Source organism: Maribacter algicola, assembly GCF_003933245.1.
GTDB classification, from domain to species: Bacteria; Bacteroidota; Bacteroidia; order Flavobacteriales; family Flavobacteriaceae; genus Maribacter; species Maribacter algicola.
The window spans coordinates 86,439-112,519 of sequence record NZ_QUSX01000005.1 but is presented as its reverse complement, the minus strand read 5'-3'; the positions used below and the strand labels follow the sequence as shown (position 1 = coordinate 112,519).

At 42.2% G+C, this 26,081-nt stretch carries 25 protein-coding genes; 11 read left to right on the top strand and 14 right to left on the bottom strand.

Annotated elements, in window-relative coordinates:
- The 4 genes from DZC72_RS17425 to DZC72_RS17410 form a co-directional block, all read right to left on the bottom strand.
- A partial coding sequence (locus DZC72_RS17425; RefSeq protein ID WP_125224203.1) for an Ig-like domain-containing protein occupies positions 1-1,496 on the bottom strand: 1,496 nt, incomplete at its 3' end.
- A 209-nt stretch (positions 1,497-1,705) separates the two neighbouring features.
- Positions 1,706-3,121, bottom strand: a complete 1,416-nt coding sequence (locus DZC72_RS17420) for a CCA tRNA nucleotidyltransferase (RefSeq protein ID WP_125224202.1) — start codon at positions 3,119-3,121, stop codon at positions 1,706-1,708.
- Between the two features lie 16 nt (positions 3,122-3,137).
- A complete protein-coding gene (locus DZC72_RS17415; protein WP_125224201.1) occupies positions 3,138-3,701 on the bottom strand; it encodes an L-threonylcarbamoyladenylate synthase in 564 nt (187 codons plus the stop codon).
- Between the two features lie 3 nt (positions 3,702-3,704).
- Positions 3,705-4,787 (bottom strand): glycosyltransferase family protein, encoded by a 1,083-nt coding sequence (locus DZC72_RS17410; protein ID WP_125224200.1) that lies wholly within the window; start codon positions 4,785-4,787, stop codon positions 3,705-3,707.
- 57 nt (positions 4,788-4,844) lie between these two features.
- Here DZC72_RS17410 and DZC72_RS17405 point away from each other — a divergent pair, with 57 nt between their 5' ends.
- Positions 4,845-5,675: a glycosyltransferase family 2 protein gene (locus tag DZC72_RS17405; protein WP_125224199.1), complete on the top strand. Its 831-nt coding sequence runs from the start codon at positions 4,845-4,847 to the stop codon at positions 5,673-5,675.
- On the opposite strand, the gene DZC72_RS17400 is transcribed toward DZC72_RS17405, so the two are convergent.
- Both DZC72_RS17400 and DZC72_RS17395 read right to left on the bottom strand, forming a co-directional pair.
- Complete coding sequence (locus tag DZC72_RS17400) at positions 5,657-6,451, bottom strand: glycosyltransferase family 2 protein (RefSeq protein ID WP_125224198.1); 795 nt, start codon at positions 6,449-6,451, stop codon at positions 5,657-5,659. The genes DZC72_RS17405 and DZC72_RS17400 overlap by 19 nt on opposite strands.
- 280 nt (positions 6,452-6,731) lie before the next feature.
- Positions 6,732-7,547 (bottom strand): 2,3,4,5-tetrahydropyridine-2,6-dicarboxylate N-succinyltransferase, encoded by an 816-nt coding sequence (locus DZC72_RS17395; protein WP_125224197.1) that lies wholly within the window; start codon positions 7,545-7,547, stop codon positions 6,732-6,734.
- Between the two features lie 100 nt (positions 7,548-7,647).
- Between DZC72_RS17395 and ruvX the strand changes: the two genes are divergently transcribed.
- The 4 genes from ruvX (at position 7,648) to DZC72_RS17375 (ending at position 12,612) form a co-directional block, all read left to right on the top strand.
- Positions 7,648-8,058: a Holliday junction resolvase RuvX gene (gene ruvX, locus DZC72_RS17390; RefSeq protein ID WP_125224196.1), complete on the top strand. Its 411-nt coding sequence runs from the start codon at positions 7,648-7,650 to the stop codon at positions 8,056-8,058.
- Entirely contained in the window at positions 8,059-8,649 is a 591-nt protein-coding gene (gene def, locus DZC72_RS17385; protein ID WP_125224195.1) for a peptide deformylase, read from the top strand.
- Between the two features lie 64 nt (positions 8,650-8,713).
- The gene (locus DZC72_RS17380; RefSeq protein WP_125224194.1) at positions 8,714-9,148 is read left to right on the top strand and encodes a DUF5606 family protein; all 435 of its coding nucleotides are present in this window, start codon (positions 8,714-8,716) and stop codon (positions 9,146-9,148) included.
- A gap of 110 nt (positions 9,149-9,258) precedes the next feature.
- Entirely contained in the window at positions 9,259-12,612 is a 3,354-nt protein-coding gene (locus DZC72_RS17375; protein ID WP_125224193.1) for an amidohydrolase family protein, read from the top strand.
- Positions 12,613-12,660: 48 nt separating this feature from the next.
- On the opposite strand, the gene DZC72_RS17370 is transcribed toward DZC72_RS17375, so the two are convergent.
- The 8 genes from DZC72_RS17370 to DZC72_RS17335 form a co-directional block, all read right to left on the bottom strand.
- A complete protein-coding gene (locus tag DZC72_RS17370) occupies positions 12,661-14,277 on the bottom strand; it encodes a beta-N-acetylhexosaminidase (RefSeq protein WP_125224192.1) in 1,617 nt (538 codons plus the stop codon).
- Between the two features lie 9 nt (positions 14,278-14,286).
- A complete protein-coding gene (locus tag DZC72_RS17365) occupies positions 14,287-14,955 on the bottom strand; it encodes a GDSL-type esterase/lipase family protein (protein ID WP_125224191.1) in 669 nt (222 codons plus the stop codon).
- Positions 14,956-15,021: 66 nt separating this feature from the next.
- Positions 15,022-15,879, bottom strand: a complete 858-nt coding sequence (locus DZC72_RS17360; protein ID WP_125224190.1) for an alpha/beta hydrolase — start codon at positions 15,877-15,879, stop codon at positions 15,022-15,024.
- 10 nt (positions 15,880-15,889) lie between these two features.
- Positions 15,890-16,612, bottom strand: a complete 723-nt coding sequence (locus DZC72_RS17355) for an MIP/aquaporin family protein (RefSeq protein ID WP_125224189.1) — start codon at positions 16,610-16,612, stop codon at positions 15,890-15,892.
- A gap of 48 nt (positions 16,613-16,660) precedes the next feature.
- Positions 16,661-17,119, bottom strand: coding sequence for a DUF1569 domain-containing protein (locus tag DZC72_RS17350; protein ID WP_125224188.1), 459 nt, complete (start codon positions 17,117-17,119; stop codon positions 16,661-16,663).
- Between the two features lie 12 nt (positions 17,120-17,131).
- Positions 17,132-18,016, bottom strand: coding sequence for an SMP-30/gluconolactonase/LRE family protein (locus tag DZC72_RS17345; RefSeq protein ID WP_125224187.1), 885 nt, complete (start codon positions 18,014-18,016; stop codon positions 17,132-17,134).
- 23 nt (positions 18,017-18,039) lie between these two features.
- Entirely contained in the window at positions 18,040-19,692 is a 1,653-nt protein-coding gene (locus tag DZC72_RS17340) for an N-acyl-D-amino-acid deacylase family protein (protein ID WP_125224186.1), read from the bottom strand.
- The gene (locus tag DZC72_RS17335; protein WP_125224185.1) at positions 19,693-20,523 is read right to left on the bottom strand and encodes a sugar phosphate isomerase/epimerase family protein; all 831 of its coding nucleotides are present in this window, start codon (positions 20,521-20,523) and stop codon (positions 19,693-19,695) included.
- 116 nt (positions 20,524-20,639) lie between these two features.
- Here DZC72_RS17335 and mazG point away from each other — a divergent pair, with 116 nt between their 5' ends.
- The 6 genes from mazG (at position 20,640) to DZC72_RS17305 (ending at position 26,059) form a co-directional block, all read left to right on the top strand.
- Positions 20,640-21,416, top strand: a complete 777-nt coding sequence (gene mazG, locus DZC72_RS17330; protein WP_125224184.1) for a nucleoside triphosphate pyrophosphohydrolase — start codon at positions 20,640-20,642, stop codon at positions 21,414-21,416.
- A gap of 57 nt (positions 21,417-21,473) precedes the next feature.
- Complete coding sequence (locus DZC72_RS17325; protein ID WP_125224183.1) at positions 21,474-22,844, top strand: MATE family efflux transporter; 1,371 nt, start codon at positions 21,474-21,476, stop codon at positions 22,842-22,844.
- Between the two features lie 42 nt (positions 22,845-22,886).
- Entirely contained in the window at positions 22,887-23,114 is a 228-nt protein-coding gene (locus DZC72_RS17320; protein WP_125224182.1) for a hypothetical protein, read from the top strand.
- Between the two features lie 2 nt (positions 23,115-23,116).
- Positions 23,117-23,686 carry a phosphatase PAP2 family protein gene (locus DZC72_RS17315; protein ID WP_125224181.1) on the top strand — a complete coding sequence of 190 codons (570 nt, stop codon included), beginning with the start codon at positions 23,117-23,119 and terminating at the stop codon, positions 23,684-23,686.
- On the top strand, positions 23,683-25,347 hold the full coding sequence (locus tag DZC72_RS17310; protein WP_125224180.1) for an ArnT family glycosyltransferase: 1,665 nt from the start codon (positions 23,683-23,685) through the stop codon (positions 25,345-25,347). Before DZC72_RS17315 ends, DZC72_RS17310 begins: the two co-directional genes overlap by 4 nt.
- A 289-nt stretch (positions 25,348-25,636) precedes the next feature.
- On the top strand, positions 25,637-26,059 hold the full coding sequence (locus DZC72_RS17305) for an ABA4-like family protein (protein WP_125224179.1): 423 nt from the start codon (positions 25,637-25,639) through the stop codon (positions 26,057-26,059).
- Positions 26,060-26,081: the final 22 nt, after the last annotated feature.

Sequence of the window (26,081 nt, the reverse complement as noted above, 5' to 3'; positions counted from 1 at the left end):
AGGTCGTCGTTGTCGAAAGTGTCCCCCTGACAGATGTTCAAAACGCCGTCGGTCCCGGCATCCGGACAAGCAAAAATGGTAATCGTCACCGTTGCATATTGTGTATGTCCTTCAAAGTCCAAAATGCCGTAAACAAATGAGTCAGAACCAAAATAATCAGCGTTGGGAGTATAAGTGAAATAGTCATCCACAGGATTGTTAGGTGTGCTATTATTATTCAATACAATTGTCCCGTTTATTGGTGTACTTATCAAAATAATGCTACCCGTATGTGGGCCATTTCCACCAAAATCATCGTTGGTTATAACCAAAATATCTACGGAATCATCTTCTTCAACTGTGGCCGTATCATCTTGAGGTACTGGGAAGAAGCTTTCCGTAAGATCATCCAATAGGTTTCCATCCATATCATTGCCATCATCCGAAGTATCAAAAGTGTCATCGGGTCCGTATGGACTGTCGCCCGTTGCCGTAACCTGATTTATAACTCCTCCGGCATCAATTGCATTTCCATCAAAAGTATACCCAGCAGCGTAGGTGGCTATTTCGTTTGCTTGTAAAGTTCCTTCCCCAGAACCCATGGTTGCAGAAATGAAAGAAGGGGCACTGGTTAACGTCAACGGATTTCCATTAGCATCCGTAAAAGTATCGGTGAGTTCGATATTTTTGATTTCCACATTACCCGTGTTCTCTACTTGAATGGTGTAATTGACCGCATCACCGATGGAAACAGGCGTGCTATAATTTTCTGTAACAAATTTGGTTACTTCAATGGAAGGTTCAGCAATTATCAGATTGGATAGGACAAATTCTACGTTTTCGTTAAAGCTGATAAGGCTTCCGGAAACCGATACGTCCATTTCGATGGATTGAACAGGAGCATCCATACGCATTGTCCCTCCTCCGGTACCTTGGTCCACACCATTTCCACACTCGCCGCCATTAGAGCTGAGTATAGCACCCGCATCAATTTGAAATTGTGTGTTGGTGGATTGAAAAATGGGCCCATTGCGACTAATATTGGTCCATGTTTCATTGCTTAAGGTAAAAACTCCGGTATTTGTCCCGTTCAACAGCGGAAATGGCAAAATACCATAGGTACCTACCTTATCAACATTTACAAAGGGATTGGTAAGGTAAACCGGATTCCCAGTGATTGCATCAAAAAAATGAAACTCCAAAGTACCGGTCAATAAAGAGGCAACAGAAATTTCTAAGGATGGACTACCAAAAACATCCGGTGTAGGATCGTTATAGGTGGTGTCCGAAGTACATCCCATTGTTTCATTGCCAGATACCAAAACACTCCCGGTTACCCTGCATACTACACGGACAAGGCCGTCGGAGCTTAGGGATTCCCAAGTGTTTAAATTAATAGGGGTCCAAGTTGTAGTTTGTTGGGAGTAAAGACAGTAGCTTGCCAATACCAATATAAGAGAAAAAAACCGCTTCCCAAGATTTGTTTTGGTCAATTGGTCTTTAATTGATTTGGCCATTATTTTTTAATCCTAATTATTCCACCTTTCCAACCTGGTTTTCGTGGAATTGTGGCACTAAATTGATTCATAAAAGTAATCTGACACAAATTCTTTAGAAATTTAATGTTGTAAAGACAGTAAAAGGAAAGGTAAACCTTGGATTATCTGTGGGTAACAGATTTGAAGTTTTTAAAATAATCTACCTTGATAGGTGGATAGATTTTCCCCTATTTAGGAATTAAGCCCAATGATAAACCTTTTTTTATCATAAAAGCCTTGGCCGCATCATATTCATTGGGGATTTCACCTTCCAATATCGCCTCTTTAATGGCTTCCTTTATTACACCAATTTCCTTTGAAGGTTTTAAGTTAAAGGTGTACATAATCTCCTCTCCCGAAACCGGAGGTTGAAAGTTTCGGATACGATCTCGTTCCTCAACTTCCTTTATTTTTTCTCGCACCAGTTTGAAGTTGTTCTTATACTTTCGCTGCTTTTTTGGGTTTTTTGTGGTGATATCCGCTTCGCATAAAGTCATAAGGTCCTCCACATGCTCACTGGCATCGAAAACCAGCCTTCTCACGGCGGAATCCGTCACGTGTTCCTCAGCCAAAATAATGGGGCGTGAACTCATCATAACCAATTTTTGAACGAATTTCATTTTGTCGTTCAATGGCATCCGTAGCCTTTTAAATAGCTTGTACACCATTTTGGAACCTACATATTCATGGCCATGGAAGGTCCATCCAATTTTTTTGTGAAAACGTTTGGTAGGGGCCTTTCCAATATCATGGAGCAGGGCTGCCCAACGCAACCAAAGGTCATCGGTTTCCATGGAAATATTATCTACGACCTCCAAAGTATGCCAAAAGTTATCCTTGTGTCTTTGCCCTTCAATTTCTTCGATTCCCTGTAGTGCCGTCAATTCAGGTATTATGATTTCCAAGAGGCCGGTTGTATGGAGGAGGGAAAAGCCCTTTGATGGGATTGGGCAGAGCATAATTTTGTTCAGTTCCTCTACGATGCGTTCCTTGGATATTATCTTGATGCGTTCCTTGTTTCGGGTTATGGCTTCCAAGGATGTAGCTTCAATCCTAAAATCCAATTGAGTCGCAAAGCGTATGGCCCGCATCATTCTCAAAGGATCATCGGAATAGGTAATGTCCGGATCCAGTGGAGTCCTTATCAATTTGTTTTCCAAGTCCTCCAGCCCATTAAAAGGGTCTATAAGTGTGCCATAATCCTTTTCGTTCAGCGAAATGGCCAAAGCGTTGATGGTGAAATCCCTACGCTTTTGGTCCTCATCCAGTGTACCGTCCTCCACAACCGGTTTTCTACTGTCCCTATGGTAACTTTCCTTTCTTGCTCCAACGAATTCGAGTTCCAATTCTCCAAATTTGACCATGGCGGTGCCAAAGTTTTTGAATACGGAAACTTGTGGTTTTTTTGGAAGTTTGGAAGCTAGCTCCCTAGCCAGTGCTATGCCACTTCCTACGGCGACAACATCGATATCTTTTGGTGTTTTCCTATTTAAAAGGTAGTCCCTAACAAAACCTCCAATGACGTAGGTGTCCAGATTGAGTTCGTCTGCGGTCCGACCAATAATTTCGAAAATGGGTTGGCTCAAGGCTTTTTTATAGTCCATTAGATTTTCACCGGCATTATTCCCTAATCACTTTTACCAGTCCATCCATGCCCAGTTTGATTATTGAAGATGGAACTGCATTCTGAATTTCAGGCTCCAAATTTACCACATAGTCTACACCTGTTAAAATGGCCTTGTCAATTTCTTTGAAATTTCTGGGCGTTCTACTTCCGGAAATGTTGGCAGTGGTGGCAACAATCGGTTTTTTAAATTTTCCAATGAGGTATTTGCAAAATTTATCGGAAGCGACCCTTATGGCAACCGAATTGTCGCGGGCAAGCAAGTTAGGAGCTAATCCTTTAGAGGTATCATAAACAATGGTCGTAGGTTTGGTAGCCAAGTCCAAGATATCATAGGCCAAATCCGGAACCTTTTCCACGTATCTTTCCAGCATGGCGTCATTGGAAACAAGACAGATGAGTCCTTTGGACTCGATGCCTTTTAGGTCGAGTACCTTTATTACGGCCCTTTCGTTGGTCGCATCGCAGCCAATGCCCCAAACCGTATCCGTAGGGTAGAGGATAAGGCCGCCGTTTTGTAGGACTTCAATGCACTGGTTTATTTTAAGGGTGAAATCCATTCTTTACGCCTGCTCGATTAAATTCAAATATTTTTTTAATTGATATGAATATTGCCACTTCTCATTTGTGTAAATATTTTTTGTTTCTAGGGTATTATCCACAATACTTTTAAAAAGCATCGCCAAGCTATCTGAATCTTCATAGAAGTATGAGTTTTCATTTAAATCTGGCATTACATTCATTTCTTTGGGGGTTATTAATGGTTTTTTGTAGGCAAATGCCAAATTGTAGGCCCCTGTTATTTTGTATTTCAAATAGTTTTGCTCCGTATTGGAAACCGGTGCCATAATGTAATCCGAAGCTTGGATGTAATCGTGAAACAAATCATTTTGAATAAAGTGATCAAATGTCACTATATAAGGTTCTAACTTCAGTTCCTCAACTTGATTTTTAAAATAGGGTACATCTGTACTTTTTGGGTTCATTTTTCCCAAAATGATAATTTTTAAGTTGGTTTGGCTTCCTTCAAGTTTGGAAAGAGCTTGCAATACCACGTCGTAGTTTCTTCTTTTAAAGCTAAGCTCTCCAGGGATGCATACCCAAATATCATTTTTTTTGTCCACAAGATTTGAACCTTGATACTCCGGAAAGAATATAGGGTAGTAGGGAAAAAGCCGAATTTTACTATCATTAATTTCCATGGAGTTCACCAAAAAGTCGTTTAACACGTAGTAGTCTTTAATCCGTTTGCTAATGACTTTTTGGGAAAAACTATCGTTCAGTTTTTTTAGGTTATGTATACTGCCGAGACATTTGATTCTTTTGGGCAATAGCCTGGAAAGTGCAATGGTTTCCTTATTGCTACTTGCCGTATTGAAAACTACTGTGTCAAAGGCGTTTCCAACAATATATTTATAAGTTAATAACCAATTATGCATTCTTTTTAAAAGTGTTGAAGCACCCCTTGGATCTATAAACCTTACTTTGCCAGTATCAATACCGTATAGATTTAGGTTTTTTTTGAATTTTGGGTTAATGATTAAATGAACATCGTAATTGGCGTCCTTTAGAAATCGGATTTGACTGTATAAACATTCTTCATGGGACGTTGTTAGCTCTATCAGGGCTATTTTCTTTTTGAGCATGTTTATCTTCTATTAATTTTCAAAGATACTGGAAGACTTTTATATTTTTGCCAAACTATGACCAATACACCAGAGGACCTAAAAATAAGTGTAATTGTGAGCACCTACAATGCGGAGGAGTGGCTCAAGAAGGTTCTTTGGGGTTTCAACCAGCAGACGTTCAAGAATTTTGAAGTGGTCATTGCAGACGATGGGTCCAAAACCGCGACCAAGGAGTTGTTGGACCAAATGTCGAAGGAGGTATTTTACCCAATCCTGCATGTATGGCAGGAGGACGATGGGTTTCAAAAGTCGAGAATCCTAAACAAAGCGGTCGTTGCGTGCCGGACGGATTATATTATTATGACCGATGGCGATTGTATTCCCCGGGAGGATTTTGTGCATGTGCATTACATCAATAAGGAGCCAGGCTACTTCATTTCCGGTGGATATTACATGTTGCCGATGAATATTTCCAAATTGATAAGCCTTGAAGATATAGAGCAGCAACGATGCTTTGATATTCACTGGCTTAAAGAAAAAGGTATACCCAAAACCTTTAAAAACAATAAACTTACCGCCAACGGTCTTATTTCAAAGGTCTTGAATTGGATAACTCCAACGAACGCCAGTTGGAACGGCCATAATTCATCGGGGTGGAAGCATGATATATTGAATGTAAACGGTTTCGATGAGCGTATGCAATACGGCGGTCAGGATAGGGAATTGGGAGAACGCCTTTTCAACTTCGGGATAAAATCTAAACAACTGAGATACAGTGCTGTATGCGTTCATTTAGACCACAAAAGAGGATATAAGACACCAGATTCCATTGCAAAAAACCAAGGAATTAGAAAAAAGACAAAAAAGGAAAAGAGGGTTTGGACCTTTTATGGCATTACCAAGTAGTAGGCCAATTCGTTTTTTTGTTCCAAACGTTTTAATTCCCGGAATCTCTCCAAGACCCCAAGAGCATTCAAATAGCAAATAACAAAACCTTTTTTTCCATCCAAAAATCCAAGTCTAAGGATGTAATGGTTAAAGAATTTCCAACCAGTTTTCAAATACATCGCCGCATAATTGAATTTACGTTCGCGGTAGAAACATTCAATAGCCTTTAATCTGCCATAATTTAGCATTTTGGATTTGTAGTCCTCGTAATTTTTATAGCAATAATGGATAAGCTTTTCTGTCAGTATACCAGATGCTCCTTCTACGTCCAAGGTTTCATGGACGATTCTTCTATCTGAAAATTTGGCTTTACTCTTTCTAAAAAGTCGGTAATTCTTGTCGGTCTGCCATCCGCTGAACCTTAATTTCTCATTTTGGAACATAAACTGTCTGTAAAACCAATAGGCAGCTATTTCGCTTTCCTTGGAAACTGTGTCCAAAATTTCGTTTTTCAACGATGCAGGTACCACTTCATCAGCATCCAAGAAAAGTACCCAGTCGTTGGTTGCCTGCTTAAGAGCGAATGACTTTTGGGCCGTAAAATTTTCAAATGGATTTTGAATGACGGTTACCTTCGGGTGGTTAAGAAGATACTCATAAGTACCATCCGTACTGAAGGAATCCACCACAATGATTTCGTCAACAAAGGAAACGGACTCCAAACACTTTTCAATGTATCCAATCTCATTGAAGGTTATGATCAGGGCCGTAATTTTTTCTCTATTACTCATCATTTTTCTAGAATAAGTAGGGTCGATAGCATTGGGCTAACAAAGGTATAACAAAAAAAAAAGGCAAAAATTGTAATCCTTGGTAAATTTCTTACAAAATCCTTAAAAGACCTTTCTCCAATAGAGAGATGTAAAAGGTTGTTTTGGTTGCGTAACAAGATGCATTTAAATGGTATCCACTGAAATCAATCCCGATTTTTAAAAGGATGGGAAAAAATAGGGCCGAAATTTTCAAAATTATGAATTTGAAAATATCAGCCTTTAAAATTATACCCTTTTCGCCTTAGACCGCTACATCATATTCCCTGAGGGCATCGTTCAAGGAAGTCTTTTTATTGGTACTTTCCTTACGTCTGCCAATGATCAAGGCGCAAGGCACCTGATATTCACCAGCTGCAAATTTTTTGGTGTAGCTGCCTGGAATTACAACCGACCGTGGTGGCACAAATCCTTTGTTCTCTAGTGGTTTGTCTCCTGTAACATCGATGATTTTAGTGGATGCCGTAAGTACCACATTAGCACCTAGGACGGCTTCCTTTCCTACCCTGACTCCTTCCACTACAATACATCTTGATCCAATAAACGCATTGTCCTCAATGATTACGGGAGAGGCCTGTAAGGGTTCTAAAACCCCACCAATTCCTACGCCTCCGCTAAGATGGACGTTCTTTCCTATTTGAGCGCAGCTGCCCACCGTCGCCCAGGTATCCACCATGGTTCCCTCGTCCACGTAGGCGCCAATATTCACGTAACTGGGCATTAGGATAGTGCCGGAGGAAATGTAGGCACCGTGTCTGGCCACGGCATTGGGAACTACCCTAATTCCTTTCTCTTTGTATCCTTTTTTCAAAGGCATTTTATCGTGATATTCAAATATACCCGCTTCCAAAGTCTCCATCTTTTGGATGGGGAAATAAAGTACTACGGCCTTTTTTACCCATTCATTGATTTGCCAATCGTCCCCGTTAGGTTGTGCGCAACGTAATTTTCCGGCGTCTATAAGGTCTATAACCTCTCTAATGGCATTTTGTGTTTCCGTTTCTTTTAAAAGGTCCCTATTTTCCCATGCTTTTTCTATGGTATCCCGTAATTCTGTCATTTGTATTAAAATTTTGTCAAATATAAGCGGAAGCCTAGGAATTCCCTATCGGTCTATCTTCATATAACAAATTATCCTTTATTTTTGCCAAAAATTTAAAGTGGGAAGGATTCTTGCGTTGGACTATGGTCAAAAACGAACTGGCATTGCGGTAACGGATGAGCTGCGCATCATTGCATCCGGACTGACCACGCTACCTACGAACGAAATCATTCCATTTTTGACACGATATTTTAAGGAGGAGTCGGTGGATGTACTTGTTGTTGGGGAACCCAAACAAATGAACAACCTGCCATCGGAATCCGAAATATTTATAAAACCTTTTTTGGCGCAACTGTCCCTAGCCTTTCCCGATATTATAATTGAACGTCAGGATGAGCGGTTTACCTCAAAAATGGCATTCCAGAGTATGTTGGATAGTGGGTTGAAGAAAAAACAGCGAAGAAATAAGGAGCTGATCGATGAAATCAGCGCGACGCTCATTTTACAAGATTATTTAAAGCGAATCTAAATGATATTACCAATTGTAGCCTATGGTGACCCTGTCTTACGAAAAGTTGGGGATAATATTGATAAGAATTACCCGAAACTCGAGGAATTAATTACTAATATGTGGGAAACCATGTATAATGCCAGCGGGGTAGGGTTGGCTGCACCGCAGATAGGATTGCCCATTCGATTGTTCGTAGTGGATACTACGCCTTTTTCGGACGATGAGGACTTAACTCCAGAAGAGCAAAAGCAGCTGAACGGTTTCAAAAAGGTTTTTATCAATGCACAGATTGAGGAAGAGACCGGTGCCGATTGGCCTTTTAACGAAGGGTGTCTGAGTATTCCGGATGTTCGTGAGGATGTGCAAAGAAAGGAACAAATAAAGATTTCTTATTTGGATGAAAATTTCAATGAAAATGTAGAAACCTACGACGGACTATTGGCCAGGGTCATCCAGCACGAATATGACCACATTGAAGGTATTCTTTTCACAGATAAGCTTTCCTCTTTGAAGAAGCGATTGTTAAAAGGTAGATTGGCAAATATATCTAAAGGGAAAATAAGCGTGGATTATAGAATGCGTTTTCCCAATGTGAAAAAAGGCAGGTAAAGAGAATTTTATTCAATAGAAAAGTGGCATCTTTGCCCACTCAAAAAATTAAAAAATAGTGCATATGGGTTTGGAGAAAATTTTGTCGGTTGCCGGTAAACCTGGATTGTATAAATTGATTACACAGACAAGAACAGGCTTTGTAGCGGAGTCCCTATTGGACGGAAAGAAAATAAGTGTAGGTTTGCGCAGCAACGTCAGTGTACTTTCTGAAATAGCCATTTATACTTTGGATGAGGAATTGCCATTGCGGGACGTTTTCTTAAAAATCCAAGAGAAGGAAAATGGTGAAAAAACATCGGTAAGCCATAAGGATGAAAAGATAAAATTGGAGGAATACTTTTTCGAGGTATTGCCCAACTATGATGAGGATAGGGTGTATACCAGCGATATCAAGAAAATAATTCAGTGGTATAATCTTTTAGTGGAGAATAACTTGGCAGATTTTACAAAAGAGAATTCTGCTGAAGCTAATAAGAAGACCGAGGAAAAAAAATAAACATTATTTTTTAGAATATTGAATAAGCCCTGATTCTTAAATCGGGGCTTTTTTATATTTAGTACCCGCCTAAATCTGTATATTTAAAAGATTCAACTAAATCCAAAAAAATGAAAATTTTAATACTCCGTTTTTTAGTAGTTCTGTGCTTTGCTCTAAGTGTTAAAATGATTGCACAAGAATCAAATGAAATTACGAAGAAGGCCACGGAAGAACTTCCTTTGGAGCCAGAAAGAAAAATCAGTTTTACTACGAATAAGGGTACTTGGATATCCCTGGATGTAAGTCCAGATGGGAAGACTATTGTATTTGACTTGATGGGGGATATTTATTCCATGCCCATTACAGGAGGTACTGCTACTAAGATTACTTCGGGGATGCAATACGATGTACACCCACGATACAGTCCAGATGGTAAAAGTCTGGTGTTTATTTCCGATAAAAGCGGGTCTGATAATATTTGGACCTTGAACTTACAGACCGAGGAGGAAAAGCAAATAACGGAGGAGAAAAAGCATAATTTCTTTTCGGCCGAATGGACCCCGGATGGTGACTATATCATCGGTGTAAAAGGAAGAAGGAATATCAAACCCCATATTTATCATAAAGAAGGGGGCGGTGGAAGCCAATTGGTAAGCGAACCTGAAAATATCAAACTCATTGATCCCGCTATTAGTCCAGATGGAAAACTGGTGTATTTCTCCCAAAGACAAAGTGCATGGAACTATAACGCCCAATTACCACAATATCAAATAGGTACCTATGATATGGAAGATGGTGAAATGGCCGTCATTACCTCAAAATACGGATCAGCATTTACACCAACGCTATCCCCAGATGGCAGATGGTTGGTATACGGAACTCGCTACGAGACCGAAACGGGTCTTATACTTCGCGACTTGAAGACAGGTAATGAAGAATGGTTGGCGTATCCTGTGCAAAGGGATGAGCAGGAATCCATAGCGCCATTGGGCGTACTACCGGCCATGTCCTTTACTCCGGACAGCAAACAATTGATCGCTTCATATGGCGGAAAGATTTATGCCATTTCTGTTGAAGAAAAAAGTGCCAAGGAAATTCCTTTTTCTGTGGATGTTGTTTTGGATATGGGACCTATGCTTTCCTTCAAATATCCTATTGAGGATTCAAAGGAAGCTTTGGCTACACAAATTCGGGATGCAAAACCATCACCTGATGGTAGTAAATTGGCCTTTACCGCCTTAAACCGACTTTATATTATGGATTTCCCCAATGGAACACCAAAAAGAGTTACCCAAAATGATTTTATCGAAGCCCAACCCGCTTGGTCTCCAGATGGTTCCAATTTGGTTTTTACAACCTGGGAAAAGGATGGCGGACATTTATATACCGTAAACACCAACGGAAGGACTAGAATAAAAAAACTCACTACAGTGCTTGGTCTATATACTCACCCTGCTTGGTCATATAATTCAGATCGTATTGTTTTTCACAGGGGTACTGCCCAATCATTTCAGGATTTATTGGGCTTGTTTTCAAGCAGAAATATGGAGGATTTGGTATGGATTTCTTCAGAGGGTGGTGAGATTCAGTTTATAGACAAGTCCAAAAATAGGTCCGTGCCACACTTTACAAAAGGCGATGACCGTATCTATTTGACAGATTCCGAAAAAGGGCTGGTTTCAATCCGGTGGGATGGAACCGATCAAAAGGAACATTTAAAATTAAAGGGAATTGTGACCTATGGATCTCAAGATGTTTTTGATGACCATGCAGTACTGCCCAATTCCATAGAGGCCGATGACAAGGATAAATCCTCAAAACCGGACGAAATTCGTATCTCACCGGATGGTACATCGGCTATGGCAAAAATCAATAATGATATTTATGTGGCTACCATTCCAAAGTATGGAAAGACCCCCACAGTTTCTGTAGCAAAGGCTGATAAGGCTGCGTTTCCGGCAATGAAATTGACCAAAATCGGAGGCGAGTTTCCTGTTTGGTCTAACACAAGTAAAAAAGTACACTGGTCTTTAGGGTCCAGTCATTTTATTTATGATGTTCCCGCTGGGAAGAAATATAAGGACAGTATTGCAGAGGTTCTAAAGAATCAAAAAAAGGAAAGAAAAAAAGATTCTACGGAAAAAAAAGAAGATGACACGGACCTTCCAGAATTTAGGGCTGAGGAATACAAAATAAGGGTACATTACGAAAAGTACATACCAAAAGGAAGACTATTGCTAAAAGGAGCCAGAATCATTTCAATGAAGGATGATGAGGTCCTTGAAAACGGTGATATACTTATTGAAAATAATAGAATCAAATCCGTAGGACCTACCGGAAGTATTTCCGTTCCCAATGGAACCAAAGAAATGGATATGTCCGGGAAGACTATCTTACCCGGTTTTGTAGATACGCATGCCCATTTGAGACCGGCATGGGGCATTCATAAGCAGCAGGTTTGGATGTATGCTGCCAACTTGGCCTATGGGGTCACCACAACTAGGGATCCCCAAACAGGAACTACAGATGTATTGACTTACGGGGATATGGTAGAAGCTGGTATGATCGATGGTCCAAGAATTTATAGTACCGGCCCTGGTCTTGGATATTGGGGCTATCAATTGGAAAGTCTGGAACACACCAAGGATGTGCTGAAACAGTACGGTGACTATTTTGATACCAAGACAATTAAGATGTATCTGGTAGGAAACAGGCAACAACGGCAATGGGTAATAGAGGCCTGCAAAGAATTAAAATTAATGCCAACAACAGAGGGTGGTCTGGATTTTAAATTGAACATGACCCAACTCATAGATGGGTATCCGGGTCATGAACATTCACTTCCTATTTACCCAATTTATGAGGATGTGGTCAAAACCGTAGCCGAATCTAAAATGGCCGTGACCCCTACGTTGCTAGTATCCTATGGAGGTCCTTGGGCAGAAAATTACTATTATTCCAGAGAGGATGTATGGGGGGACGAAAAACTCCAACACTTTACTCCCTACAAAGAATTGGCTAGTAAAAGTAGGAGGAGACCAGGCTGGTTCATGGAGGAGGAACATATTTTTAAAAAACATGCGCAATTTATGAAATCATTGGTCGAGTCTGGTGGTTTGGCAGGTATTGGCAGTCATGGCCAATTACAGGGACTTGGCTTTCATTGGGAACTTTGGTCCGTGGCCAGTGGCGGTATGAAACCTATGGATGCCCTGAAAGTAGCTACGATCGTGGGCGCGGAGGCTATAGGGCTGGATGGTGACTTGGGAAGTTTGGAAACGGGCAAATTGGCCGATCTTGTTGTATTGGATAAAAATCCTTTAGAAGATTTGAGAAATACCAATACGGTGTCCCATGTAATAAAAAATGGAAAGGTCTATGAGGCGAATACTTTGGATGAGGTTTGGCCTAATGAAGTAAAATCGGCACCTTTTGATTGGAACAATAAAGGTCCATTGAACGTACCTGGTATAGATAAATAAAAAAAGGCCCTGAGAAAGGGCCTATTTTTTGGATATTCAAGAAATCAATTAATCCTTTTCAATGGTCTCGTACGTAAATTTACTTTTCTTCCAATCTATCAGTTTGGATGGATAATAATTTACGTTGTTCCTTTCCAAAAAAGGAGCTTGGTCCGCAAGTCGCACTTTGTAATCTTCCCAATCCCTGTTTTCTGGTGCCGTCCAGGCGAGTTCTGAATAGCCAATGATTCGAGGAAAGGCAAGATATTCCAATTCGCTAATATTGGTGATTGTTTCCGACCATAAGGGTGCTTCCGTTCCCAATATGTTTTCTTTGGGAATCCCGTAATCCTCCGGAGACCATTGGTAGGCCGTATCCACCGGAATATAGGCCGCCCAATGAAGGCCTAGGTCGGTCAGGGTATCGTATTTCATATCCAGATAGGCCTTATTCGCAGGAGAGACGATGACTTTCATGTTTTTTGCCACTGCTTTCTTTGCATTTTCTTCACTGGCCCACCATTGTGCAATGGCGTTAGAGTCTATATCTGCATTAACAACTTCGTCCCAGCCGATGATACGCTTCCCGTGTTTTTGCACAATTTTCTCCACCTTGTTCACAAAATGGATATAGTCGTTCTTTTTGGTGACATGGCTTTCATCCCCACCCATGTGGAAATAGGGGCCAGGGGTCATATCTGAAATTTCCCGAACCACATCGTCAAGAAAGGCATAAACCGTATCCTTTCGGGTGTCAAAAGTGCTAAATCCTACTTGCATGCCCGTGTACAGCTTTGGTGTCTTTCCATTGCCGTTCAGGATGGGATAGGCTACCGAGGCCGAGTTGGTATGACCGGGCATGTCCACTTCAGGAATAATCGTCATATATCGTTCCTGTGAATAGCGAACGATTTCCTTGTAATCCTCTTGGGTATAAAAACCTCCAGGGCCACCGCCTACTTCCGTGCTGCCACCAACCTCCGTAAGTTTGGGCCAGGATTTAATCTCGATGCGCCAGCCCTGATCGTCCGTCAGGTGTAGGTGCAACATATTAATCTTGTAGTAGGCCAATAGGTCGATATATTTTTTCACATCCTCTACACTGAAAAAATGTCGGGCTACGTCCAGCATGGCACCCCGATAGCCAAAATTAGGATTGTCCGTAATTTTCCCCGATGGAATGGGCCAAATTTTCTGAGCGGCCAGGGTATCATTGCTGGTATTGGGAACCAATTGACGCAAGGTCTGGATACCTCTAAAGGCACCTTCGGCGGTATTGGCGTTCAATATGATGGAATCCTGATTGATGTACAGCTGATAGGCTTCGGGGGCGTTCAATTCAAGACTGTCCGACTGGTTGATGTAAATGATCCGTTCTACCGTGTTGGCATTTTCTCCGTTTACGGGCACGTCCAAGTCGATATGCTCCTTTATTTTTTCGGCCAAAAATTCGCCCACCTTGGCAAAACCCGTGGCATTTTTGGAGGTGTAAATGGCCGTGAATTGATCCAGCGCAAAAGCCGAATTCGTTGGAATCACCTTTACCGGTTTTGGGATAAGACTAATGGTGGCCAAATCCGTTTCGGGCATTTGGATGCGTGGTTTTTCAGGTTCACTTTGGCAGGCCAAAAAGACCATCCCAAGAGACAGGAAAAAAAGACTTCTTGTGAAAACAGTTTTGATCATTGCTATGGTTTAGGGGTTATTTACTAAATCTTGCATGGCATGGAACCAAATATCATATCCTTTTTGGTTCATGTGAAGTCCATCTGATACAAAGATATCCTTTTTGACTTCTTTCCCATTCAACATGGGATTCCAAACATCCACATAAAGCAAGGCTTCATCTCTTTTGCTTAGCCTTTCGAACTTCCTGTTAAGTCTTTTGTATTTTCCTCTCAAGTTCCAGCGGCTAATACTAGGTTTGGCCGATATCAACACAATCTGCATTTCCGGATTTTGCCCTTTGAGTTTATCAATAATGGTCCTCGTGGTACCGATAATCTCCCGTGGTCTTTTTTTGGCCGATATATCATTGTCGCCTTCATAGATAAAGACCTTGCTAGGGTTGTATCTGATGACCAACGTGTCCAGATAGTATAAAAGGTCATGGGCTTGGGATCCGCCAAAACCGGCATTTATGACCTGATGCTCTGGAAAGGAGGCTTGTAAATTGTCCCATTTACGGATACTGGAACTCCCCGTAAAAACAATGGTCTCCTTGTTTGGGTCCCAAAGGGAATCGTTTTTTTGGGTCAATACCATTACTTCCTCCTCAAAAGCAGGTTTTTCTTGGGCAGAAAGACAAAAATTTGTAATTAAAAAAATTAACGAAATAAAGTTTATTCTAATGATCGGGTACATTTTATATAGCAAGCAATTGAACTTAATTTTGGTAAAAATTTTTTAATTGGTCTGGTCAACTTTCTTTTAATTTATCTCCACCTCCCACCAATCATAAAAACGCTGGATCCAATCATCCGAGGGTAGGTTTTGTTGTTTCATTCCAAATCCGTGTCCGCCTTTGGAATACATGTGTAGGCCCACAGTTTTGTTTTCCTTGAGCCATGAGGAATAGAGTTCAATGCTCCCGGCAGCCAGTCCCAACGGGTCGTCCGTGGCACAAATGATCAGCATGGGAGGGGCGTCTTTGGGTACCGTTTGGACAGGTTGGGCCGTGGTCCAAGGATATACAGGCACTAGGAAGTCGGGCCTATTTTTTTCATTGTAGTTGTAGGCCACGCCCATGGTGACGGCACCCCCGGCGGAAAAGCCCATAAAACCGATTTTATTTGGGTCCAGTGCATATTTTTGGGCATTTGACCGAACATTGGCAATGGCGTTGAGTCCATCCTGAACCGATAAAGGAAGCACCGGTGCTACCCGTTGCATAATTTGCATGGGATTGGTGGCGCCTTCTTCGGTAATTTCCTGGACACCGTCCGTACCAGTGGGGACCAATCGGTATTTCAACACAAAGGCCGTAATCCCCCTTTCTGCCAACCATTTGGCAACTTGCTTGCCTTCACTCTCTATGCTCAAGGCATACAGGCCACCTCCTGGGGCCACAATAACACTTGTGCCATTGGGGTTTTCGGGGGCAAATACCTCTAAGGTGGGGATAGAGACGTTCGTGACCACTTGGGTCTGCCAAATATCAGAAAAGTATTCCTTCTCGCCCCCTTCCCATTGCACGTTTGAAGGGGTTTCATGGGGCAGTTCAATGTATTGTTGGGCAAAAAGGCTGCTTGAAAAGCAAAGGACTAAAACTTTGATTATATGCTTCATAACTATCTAATTAATTCAATAACAAAAATACGCCTGCTGCCATAAGAGCACCTATAACCGGGCCCACAACAGGTACCCAAGCATAGCTCCAATCGCTCTTTCCTTTATTTTTTAAAGGTAGGATGGCATGCATGATCCGTGGCCCCAAATCCCTAGCTGGATTGATGGCATAGCCCGTGGGGCCTCCCAATCCAAAACCGATGCCCATCACCAACAGGGCAACGGGGAGGGCATCTAGGGACCCCAGGGAAATGGGTTCGTTGGCCAAGGCCCCACCAGCGATGTAGAACACCCCAAAAACGAGGGCGAAGGTGCCGATCGCTTCGGTAACCACGTTCCAACCATAGCTTCGCACTGCCGGTGCCGTACTGAAGGTGGCCAAAACGGCATCGGTATCCTCGGTCAGATCATATTGTTTTTTATAGGTGAGCCATACCAAAAAATTACCGATCATGGCCCCAAAAATTTGGGCGATAATATAACCGGGCACCAAAGTCCAGGAAAATTTTCCGGCGGCGGCAAGACCAATGGTGACAGCGGGATTCAAATGGGCGCCGCTGACATCAGCAGATATAAAAACTCCAATGAATACGGCTATCCCCCAAGCGAGGGAAATGCCTATCCAGCCGCTATCAGCACCTTTGGTGCCTTTTAAAACAAGGTTTGCAACGACTCCGTTACCGATAAGAATAAGCATTCCCGTGCCGATAATTTCAAAAATATACGCTGTCATAGTTGGTTGGTTTATACTTTTTAAAGAGATAGAATTAAAATTTCATGTTTAAACTCCAAATTGCTGTAGGTGATGGTCCAGATGTTTTGAAAACAAGGTGTTCCATTCCGACTGGGTCAGGGGGCCAAAGGCATGGGATTCCTTCCCGTCAAAGTGGGCCGACCCAAGTTCTTGGGTCTTTCGCATGTTGGAAATGAGATTGTTTTTTTCTTTCTCAAAATCCCGTTCATCACTGATCCTAAAAACGGGCGAAGTGGGTCCGTTTTTCTTGTAGGGTTTGGGCCCTACAACGGTATTTTTTGCCAATAGCTTGATCAAGAATTTTTGAAGTCCTTTTGGTTTGGGATACTTATCCGTAAAGGTAGTTTCGTAGGCAACGTTACAGTGTGCCAACATCTGCGAGACGTTCATTTTGCCCCAATTGGGAGCTGTTTTTGGGGTCAACTTGTTGACACGCCCAATGGTTTCCTCGCATTCTTGCTTGTCGAATAAATTTTTCCAAGTCATCGTATTTTGGTTTTAGTGTGCTCCTTTTACGTTCATTTGTAAGGTATACACCGCATCCATTGCGGTGATAAAAAGCAGGTCTTTTTTGGGTCCTCCAAAGGTGACGTTCGCCGTCCAATTTTCCTGGACATCGATATGTTCAATTTGTTTTCCGCTTTTATCAAAAACGGTAACGCCCTGACCTGTAAGGTATACATTGCCCTTTTTGTCAAGGGTCATCCCATCTGATCCCATTTCGCAGAACAGTTTTCGTTCCGATAGGCTTCCGTCCTTGTTTATGGTAAATTCGTATGTTTTTTTATCGCCTATGTCCGCCACATACAATTTCTTGCCGTTCTTGGAGCCGATGATACCGTTGGGCATGACAAAGTCTTCCGCTACGATTTTGAGTTCCTCGCTACCAGGAGCCAAATAATATACCCTTCTTTTTTCTACCTCAGGTTCTCTTGTGCCCCACCAATCCCTTTTATACAAGGGATCTGTAATGTAGATGCCCCCTTTTTTATCGATCCACAAATCGTTGGGGCCGCCCAAGAATTTCCCTTCAAATTTGTCCACCAAAACAGTAACGTTCTTATTCGGGTCGATTTTCCATAGTTCATTTTTATTATCGGCACAGGAAATCAGATTGCCATTGGCATCAAAATAAAGTCCGTTGGAACGTCCACTAGGCGACATCCAGTCCGAAACCGAATTTGTCATCGCGTCCCATTTAACGATGCGGTCGTTAGGCTGGTCCGTGAAATACACATTTCCCTCGGAATCCCTCGCCGGACCTTCGGTAAACTTAAACTCCTCCGAGACCAATTGAAGCGTAGCGCCCTCTTCGATAATATCTTGGGCTTTGATATTAGAATTCAAAAGGAGAGATACTAAAAAAATGTACAGAACTTTCATTGTGAATTTGATTTAAATGGTATTTATTGTGTGGCCCCCGGACCTTTTACGAATCGGCCCGAAAGGGTACCCGTATGTTCCCCGTCTTTCAATACATGTCCCCCATTGACGAAGACTTGTTGCATGCCCGTTGCATATTGGTGGGGTTCCTCAAAAGTGGCGTTTGCCTTGATGGTGTTTGGGTCGAAGACGACCACATCGGCAAAATACCCGGCTTTTAAAGCACCTCTTTTCTTCAACTTGAGGTTGGTGGCCGGTAGTGTCGTCAACTTATAAATAGCCTCTTCCAGGGAAATCACTTTTTCATCTCGCACAAAATGACCCAACAAACGGGCAAAGGAGCCGTAGGCGCGGGGATGGGTACTTTGCTCCAAAAATACGCCCTCATTGGAATAAGAACCCGCATCGGAACAAATGCTCATGTAGGGCAGTTTCAATTTCTTTTTTACGTTTTCCTCGGACATGGAAAAATAGACCACCTGAATCCTGCTATCATCCTCGTAGATAAGGTCCACCAAGGTTTCGTTGGCCGATTTTTGGCGTTCCTGGGCGACATCCGCCAAGGTCTTGCCTATTAAATGCCTCAAGTCCTTGTTCCTGAATCCCACGAGCAAAATATTCTCGGGCGGTACATGAAAGTCGATCTCGTCCATCATTTTTTTTCGCGTGACCGGGTTTTCCATCAAGGCAATGGTGGACTTGTGCCCCCCTTCCTTGGCCCATGCCGGAAGTACCACGTTCAATCCCGTAGAACTGGCGTTGTACATGTACATATCCGTCGTGATGGCCAGACCTTCGGCACGGGCGGCGTTTACCATGGTAATCGCACTGTCCAACAAATGCCAATTCGCGTTCCCCGATGCCTTAAAGTGATAAATTTCCGCAGGGAGTTTCGCTTCCCTTGAAATGGTAATCAGTTCGTCCACAGCTTCTAGGAGCCCGCCTTCCTCGTCCCGGATGTGGGAAATATACATACCTTCATACTCGGCCACTACTTTGGCCAGTTCTATAATTTCATCGGTTTGGGCGTGTCCGCTAGGAACATAGATCAAGGAAGTGGACAATCCAACGGCACCTTCTTCCATACCTTGCCGCAACAGGTTTTTCATGGTTTCCATTTCTTCGGGCGAAGGAGGTCTTTTTTCTATACCGATGGCATACTCCCGCAACGTTGCATTCCCAACAAAGGAGGCGACATTGGTAGAGATGCCCTTTTGTTCCAAATATGTCAAGTACTCTCCTAAGGAAGTCCATGGGATATCGTATTTGATATCGCCCTGCCCGTCCTTCATTTCCTGCTTCATTTGCTCGCTTAAAGGTCCCATGGAAGAACCCTCGCCCAATACTTCAAGTGTAACTCCTTGCCGAATATCCCCTTGGGAACGCCCATCTTCCAAAAGGGAGATGTTGGCCCAGCTTAACATGTTGATGAAGCCCGGCGCGACCGAAAGCCCGGTAGCGTCGATTTCAGCTTTGCCTACCGCATTTTCAAGGGAGCCTATGGCCGCAATGGTATCGGCATTGATGGCAATATCACCGGTAAAGGATGCCTTGCCGGAGCCATCCAAAATCTGTCCGTTTCGTATCACCACATCATAGGTTGTTTTTTCCCGATTTTCACAGGCCGTGAAAAACGCTAGAAGCAGCATTAGACCAAAAAGGTATTGTTTTGACATCTAGAGGTTGTTTAGAAAATCCATATTGTGTTGCATGCTTTCCAACGGGGTGCTTGCATATTCCTCCTGTTCGATAAGGATATGTTTGACACCGGAGGCTTCCCGATTATTCATCATGGCCTGGATATCCAAACCTCCTTTGCCAAATTCCGTACTTTCCTTTTTGTCCATATCCATGTCCTTTAGATGCCAAAGTGGGAACCTGCCCGGATATTTTTTGAAATAGTCCAAAGGGTCCTTACCGGCCACTACAACCCAACCCAAATCAAGTTCCATATGCACCAAATTTGGGTCGGTTTGGTCCATTAGCACATCGTAAAGCACTTGCCCTTGATCCGATTCAAATTCGTATTCATGATTGTGATAACCGAACTTAATGCCCATTTTTTGACAAGCTTCGCCGGCCTTGTTGAATTCCTCCGCCACCTTTTTATAATTGTCCAGAGTTTGGCCGTTTGAAGGCATGGAGGAACAGATCAAATAGTCTTGTCCGGAGGCAGCGGCCTCTTCCATTGTTTTCTCAAAATCGGAATCAAGATGTACATGTCCGCTGACCAATTTCATCCCCAGATCCTCACAGGCCTGTTTCATGATTTTCGGCGTTAGCCCGTAATAATGCCCTTTATTGCTCCTGGCGGATTCTATTTCCTTTATGCCGATGGCGGCTATCTGCTCCAAGGTACCCAAAGGATCCTTGGCCATCTGGTCCCTAAAACTATATAATTGTATCCCGAATTTCAAATCCGTTTCCGAGGCAAAACTTAGCGAGGGTAAAAGAACCGTACCTGCCGAAAAAAGCGAGGAGCGGACTAAAAAATCTCTTCTTTTCATGTATTCTTTGCGTTAGTACCGATGCGTTTTATGGAAAGCATCACAATCTCCCAAGTTACTAAAATATACAACATGGCCTGTACCCTTAGATTTGTACTTTTGCAAAAACTTTTGAAATGAATACAAGGGAGGAGAAACTAAAGGCATTTGATCGTTTGCTTACCATTATGGACGAGCTCCGGGAACAGTGTCCCTGGGATAGAAAGCAGACCATGGAGAGCCTTAGGCACTTGACCATCGAGGAAACCTATGAATTGGGCGATGCCATTTTGGACAATGATTTAAATGAGGTAAAGGGAGAGTTGGGCGACCTGTTGCTACATATCGTTTTTTATGCTAAAATAGGTTCGGAAAGCAGAAGTTTTGATATTGCCGATGTTGCGAACGGTATTTGTGAGAAATTGATCAATAGGCATCCCCACATTTATGGCGATGTAAAAGTTGAAAATGAAGAAGAGGTAAAGCAGAATTGGGAAAAAATAAAACTGAAGGAAGGGAAGAAAAGCGTTTTACAAGGCGTACCCAAGAGTCTGCCCGCTTTGGTGAAGGCCAACCGCATTCAAGATAAGGTAGCCGGTGTAGGTTTTGACTGGGAACAACCGGAGCAGGTCTTTGAAAAACTACAGGAAGAATTGGGAGAATTGCAAGAGGAAGTTTCGCACGGAAACAAAGATCGGATAGAATCGGAATTTGGGGATGTGCTTTTCTCCATGATTAACTATGCCCGATTCTTGGGAATAAACCCTGAAAATGCCTTGGAGCGGACCAACAAAAAATTCTCCAAACGGTTTCAGTTTTTGGAAAACGAGGCGCAAAAGCAGGGAAAAGCCTTAAAGGACATGAGCTTGGCCGAGATGGACACCTATTGGAACAAGGCCAAGGAAATGGATTGAATCCCTGCCTTTAAAATCGGTTTATAAAAGTATCTTTGTCCTTTTAAATTTCCAACCGTGTTTTCCAACTACACCAAAGAATTCGCATATAACATAAAGCTTTCCGTGCCCGTCATCTTGGGGATGCTGGGCCATACCTTTGTGCAGTTTGCGGACAATATCATGGTTGGGCAATTGGGTACGGCAGAACTGGCTGCCGTTTCGTTGGGGAATAGTTTTGTGTTCATTGCCATGTCACTGGGCATCGGGTTTTCAACGGCCATTACCCCTTTGGTAGCGGAAGCAGATGGGGCCGGAAACAAGCAAAATGCCAAGAGTGCCCTAAAACATGGACTCGTACTCTGTACTATTTTGGGTTTTTCGTTATTTCTTCTAATTCTATTGGCCAAGCCATTGATGTATATGATGGAGCAACCGGAGGAAGTGGTGGAACTTGCCATGCCCTATTTGGATTTGGTGGCCTTTTCGTTGGTACCGCTCATCGTTTTTCAGGCCTTTAAGCAATTTTCCGATGGCTTGTCCCAAACGAGATACCCCATGTATGCAACCATTTTAGCCAATGTGGTAAATATCACTCTAAACTATCTTTTAATATTTGGAACCTTCGGATTTCCAGAATTGGGTATTGTAGGAGCGGCGTTGGGAACACTAATTTCAAGAGTTGTAATGGTATTTTATTTATGGATGTTACTGAATAATAAAAAGAAATTCCATGATTATGTAACCGGTTTTAACCTAAAAAACATCGAAAAACTGGTTTTAAGAAAAATAATTTCATTAGGATTTCCATCCGCCTTACAGATGTTTTTTGAGGTGGCCATTTTTACAGCCGCTATTTGGCTAAGTGGGGTACTGGGAAAGAATCCACAGGCTGCCAACCAAATTGCGCTGAACTTGAGCAGTATGACGTTCATGTTCGGGATGGGGTTGGGAGTGGCGGCCATGATACGCGTGGGCAATCAGAAAGGACTTAAGGATTACAGGGAATTGAGACGGATTGCCCAATCCATTTTTTTCCTGACCTTGTTGTTGGAAATTGTTTTTGCCGGTTTGTTCCTTTTGGGTCGTGAATGGTTTCCCACCCTTTATTTGGATGAGGATGACATGATGAATTTCACGGACAATACAGAGGTTATCTTATTGGCTTCGCAACTGTTATTGGTCGCGGCCTTCTTTCAGATTTCGGATGGGATTCAAGTTGTTGTTTTAGGTGCTTTGCGGGGCTTGCAGGATGTTAAGATACCCACCTTCATTACCTTTGTGGCCTATTGGTTGATCGGATTTCCCATTTCCTATTACCTAGGTTTACATACCTCTTTGGAGAGTGTGGGGATTTGGGTCGGACTACTTACGGGCCTCACGGCGTCTGCGATTATGTTGTATATTCGGTTTAACTATTTGACTCAAAAATTGATTCGGACTACCTAATTTTTGGGTGTATCTTTATCGGAATTTAGTAAAAATGCAAGAATGGAATTACCCAAGTTTATATTAGGCGACAATACGGACTATCCAAATGCCATCTATGTTATCCATACCGATTATCCCAGGTTTATCATCAATTTGGAGGACGATGAGGTGGAGTGGTTGGAAGAATTTTCAAAGGAGGACGAAAAGGAACTGGAATCTGAAGCAGAAAACCTAATTGAGGCGGCCACGGCCTTTTATGACAGGGAAGTTTCGAGATACGAAGATTAGGGATGCTCGATCAGCTACTGCAGTTAGACAAAGATGTATTTATCTATTTAAATGGTTTGGGCACCCCTGCCTGGGACACTTACTGGCAGTTTGTTTCCCATAAGCTCAGTGCCCTTCCCTTATACCTTTTCCTGCTCATTCTTTCATATCGGAAATTCGGGTTGAAAGGAACCTTGGTGTTGGTGGTGACGGTTGCGTTGTTGATAACGGTATCCGATCAACTTAGCAACTTTTTTAAATATGGTGTTACTAGGTTACGGCCCTGCCATGATCCGGAAGTGAGTTCCCTCATGAGGTTGGTAAAGAGCTATTGCGGAGGAAAATTCGGATACTATTCAGCACACGCCTCAAATTCATTTGCATTGGCCATTTTCTTCGGTTTTATATTACGTTCCCAAATCCGATTAATACGTTTGGCCTTAGTTTTTTGGGCCTTGTTGGTAGCTTATAGTCGGATTTATATCGGTGTGCATTTTCCTTTGGATGTATTGACCGGTGCCCTGATCGGAAGTTTCTTGGGGTGGTTGTTTGCGAAGTTATTTATATTTGCACATCGGAAATTCTCCCTATGATATCCAACCTAAGGTACTGGTTTTTAATACTTCTTATTGTTCTGGTCTATATTGCCGGAAGCTTTGTGGCCCTCTTTGAAAACGATTCCGCCCAGTTTGCGGTGATGGCCATGCGAATGGTCAACGAGAACGATTTTATTAATTTGTTCAAGGGCCCCAATGAGTATTTGGACAAGCCGCACATGCACTATTGGTTGGCGGCGCTCTCCTATAAAATTTTTGGAATCCACGACTGGGCTTACAGAATACCGGGGATATTGGCAACGCTTTTGGGAGCCTATAGTTGCTACGGACTTGGAAGGCTCTTGTATAACGTGGAAACGGGAAAATTGGCAGCGCTCGTCTTTATGACCGCCCAGACAATTGTATTGGGAGCGATAGACGTGCGTACCGATGCCGTTTTGACCGGCTTTACCATTTTCGCCATATGGCAACTAACGGCCTATATTGAAAAAGGAAATTTCATGGCAATTCTCTTGGGAGGTTTTGGCGCCGGGATGGCCTTTTCCACCAAAGGACAGATTGCTCTGGTAGTCATAGGTTTACCTATTTTATGCCATTTGGCCTATACCCGAAAGTGGTACAGATTTTTAAGTTGGAAGGTACTTTTGGCCCTGGTAATTTTTGGTTTGACCATTGCGCCTATGCTGTATGCATATTACCTGCAATTTGACCTACATCCTGAAAAAATAATTCGGGGTAGGGGAAACCGAAGTGGCATCTTTTTTATTTTCTGGGAACAGAGTTTTGAGAGGATGAGTGGGGAAGGCATCGGGAAGAACAGCAGTGATTACTTTTTCTTCTTCCATACCTTTTTATGGATCTTCCTACCTTGGACCCTTTTGGCGTTGGCAGCTTATTGGAGTAAGGCAAAGGCCTTTTTAAAAGTACGGTTTGCCTACAAGCCGGGCCATGAATTTTTGACCTTGGGCGGGATTACCCTGGTCTTTATACTGATTAGTTTTGCCCAATTCAAACTACCGCATTACCTGAACGTTACCATCCCTTTGTTTTCGGTGCTTACGGCTTCTTTTGTGTACGATGTGCATCGGTCCGACAAAAAAAGGATGACCAAGTTTTTAATGGGCGGCCAATATTTTATTTTATCGGTTGTATTCTTGGCAAGTGCCTTGATCTGTTTTTATGTCTTTAAGTTCGATGGTCTTTTAATTCCGATACTACTTAGTGTTTCAGGGTTGGTAGTTGTTTATTTTGCGCTTAAAAGGGAGACCTTTTATACAAAACTCATTACCGTTTCGGTTTGTGCCTCCGTTTTGTTAAATGCGGTTTTGAACCTTCATTTCTACCCGAACCTTCTCAAATATCAGGGTGGATCCAATATGTCTGAATTGATATCGGAAAATAACATATCCGTAGATAAAATTTATAAAATTGGAGATGACCATACCTGGGCCCTGGACTTTTACAATAAGTTCCCCGTACAGATCAGTTCCTTGAAAGACCTAAAAAACAAAAAGGATGTTTGGGTCTATGTGAACGATGTCCAACTGGAAATAATACGAAAATCTCCGCTGGACTGGGACAGGCAATTGACAGTTGACCAATTCCGAATCACTCGATTGCAGGGAAAGTTTCTTAATCCTAATACTAGGAAGAATGTTGTCAACAATATGCATTTGGTACACTTAATTAGCAATTAATATTATTTAATTAATTGTACGTGTAGATACTTCATCATTATCTCTCATTAAAATCCAATGTTAGATTTTAATTAAAGTCCTCCTTCGAGTTATGTTTTATATGTTTCAATTTACCTCTAATTAGGTCTTCTAGGATTCCATTTATATAAGGATAAAGTATACAGCTCTCTTTTTAATCGGAATTGCAACAATCCAACTTCTTTTTAAGATGATTCAATGAAATATCATTTTAATTGAGAGCGATCATGTTCATTTTTGACACATCAAAAAAATCTTTAAAAGAAATATAATGACACCAACAACTGTTTTTTCACTGGTAAATTTTCTGGTCATGCCCATGTGGCTCTTGTTGATTTTCCTACCAAAATGGAAGCCGACTAAATTCCTCATTCATTATAAAATTGTACCGATAGTCCTATCAGCTATATATGTTTTATACATCCTACAAGCACTGATTGCAAACGGTATGATGGACTTTGGGAGTCTTAAAAGCGTAATGGAATTGTTTACTGTGGAAAACGCAGCTTTGGCTGGATGGATACATTATCTGGCATTTGATTTATTAATAGGCATGTTGATGATAAACCAAAACAAGAATGTCAATATTCATTTGGTATTAATGGCACCTTGCTTATTCCTAACCTTCATGTTTGGCCCCTTAGGTTTCCTACTGTTTATGGTGCTAAAAGCCCTTAAGTACAATCCGGCCTAAATTAATAACATAAACTATTTAA

Coding starts and splice junctions, on each gene's coding strand:
- DZC72_RS17420 (WP_125224202.1), bottom strand. CDS start 3,121: ATGGACTATAAAAAAGCCTTGAGCCAACCCATTTTCGAAATTATTGGT.
- DZC72_RS17415 (WP_125224201.1), bottom strand. CDS start 3,701: ATGGATTTCACCCTTAAAATAAACCAGTGCATTGAAGTCCTACAAAAC.
- DZC72_RS17410 (WP_125224200.1), bottom strand. CDS start 4,787: ATGCTCAAAAAGAAAATAGCCCTGATAGAGCTAACAACGTCCCATGAA.
- DZC72_RS17405 (WP_125224199.1), top strand. CDS start 4,845: ATGACCAATACACCAGAGGACCTAAAAATAAGTGTAATTGTGAGCACC.
- DZC72_RS17400 (WP_125224198.1), bottom strand. CDS start 6,451: ATGATGAGTAATAGAGAAAAAATTACGGCCCTGATCATAACCTTCAAT.
- DZC72_RS17395 (WP_125224197.1), bottom strand. CDS start 7,547: ATGACAGAATTACGGGATACCATAGAAAAAGCATGGGAAAATAGGGAC.
- def (WP_125224195.1), top strand. CDS start 8,059: ATGATATTACCAATTGTAGCCTATGGTGACCCTGTCTTACGAAAAGTT.
- DZC72_RS17380 (WP_125224194.1), top strand. CDS start 8,714: ATGGGTTTGGAGAAAATTTTGTCGGTTGCCGGTAAACCTGGATTGTAT.
- DZC72_RS17375 (WP_125224193.1), top strand. CDS start 9,259: ATGAAAATTTTAATACTCCGTTTTTTAGTAGTTCTGTGCTTTGCTCTA.
- DZC72_RS17370 (WP_125224192.1), bottom strand. CDS start 14,277: ATGATCAAAACTGTTTTCACAAGAAGTCTTTTTTTCCTGTCTCTTGGG.
- DZC72_RS17365 (WP_125224191.1), bottom strand. CDS start 14,955: ATGTACCCGATCATTAGAATAAACTTTATTTCGTTAATTTTTTTAATT.
- DZC72_RS17360 (WP_125224190.1), bottom strand. CDS start 15,879: ATGAAGCATATAATCAAAGTTTTAGTCCTTTGCTTTTCAAGCAGCCTT.
- DZC72_RS17355 (WP_125224189.1), bottom strand. CDS start 16,612: ATGACAGCGTATATTTTTGAAATTATCGGCACGGGAATGCTTATTCTT.
- DZC72_RS17350 (WP_125224188.1), bottom strand. CDS start 17,119: ATGACTTGGAAAAATTTATTCGACAAGCAAGAATGCGAGGAAACCATT.
- DZC72_RS17345 (WP_125224187.1), bottom strand. CDS start 18,016: ATGAAAGTTCTGTACATTTTTTTAGTATCTCTCCTTTTGAATTCTAAT.
- DZC72_RS17340 (WP_125224186.1), bottom strand. CDS start 19,692: ATGTCAAAACAATACCTTTTTGGTCTAATGCTGCTTCTAGCGTTTTTC.
- DZC72_RS17335 (WP_125224185.1), bottom strand. CDS start 20,523: ATGAAAAGAAGAGATTTTTTAGTCCGCTCCTCGCTTTTTTCGGCAGGT.
- mazG (WP_125224184.1), top strand. CDS start 20,640: ATGAATACAAGGGAGGAGAAACTAAAGGCATTTGATCGTTTGCTTACC.
- DZC72_RS17320 (WP_125224182.1), top strand. CDS start 22,887: ATGGAATTACCCAAGTTTATATTAGGCGACAATACGGACTATCCAAAT.
- DZC72_RS17315 (WP_125224181.1), top strand. CDS start 23,117: ATGCTCGATCAGCTACTGCAGTTAGACAAAGATGTATTTATCTATTTA.
- DZC72_RS17310 (WP_125224180.1), top strand. CDS start 23,683: ATGATATCCAACCTAAGGTACTGGTTTTTAATACTTCTTATTGTTCTG.
- DZC72_RS17305 (WP_125224179.1), top strand. CDS start 25,637: ATGACACCAACAACTGTTTTTTCACTGGTAAATTTTCTGGTCATGCCC.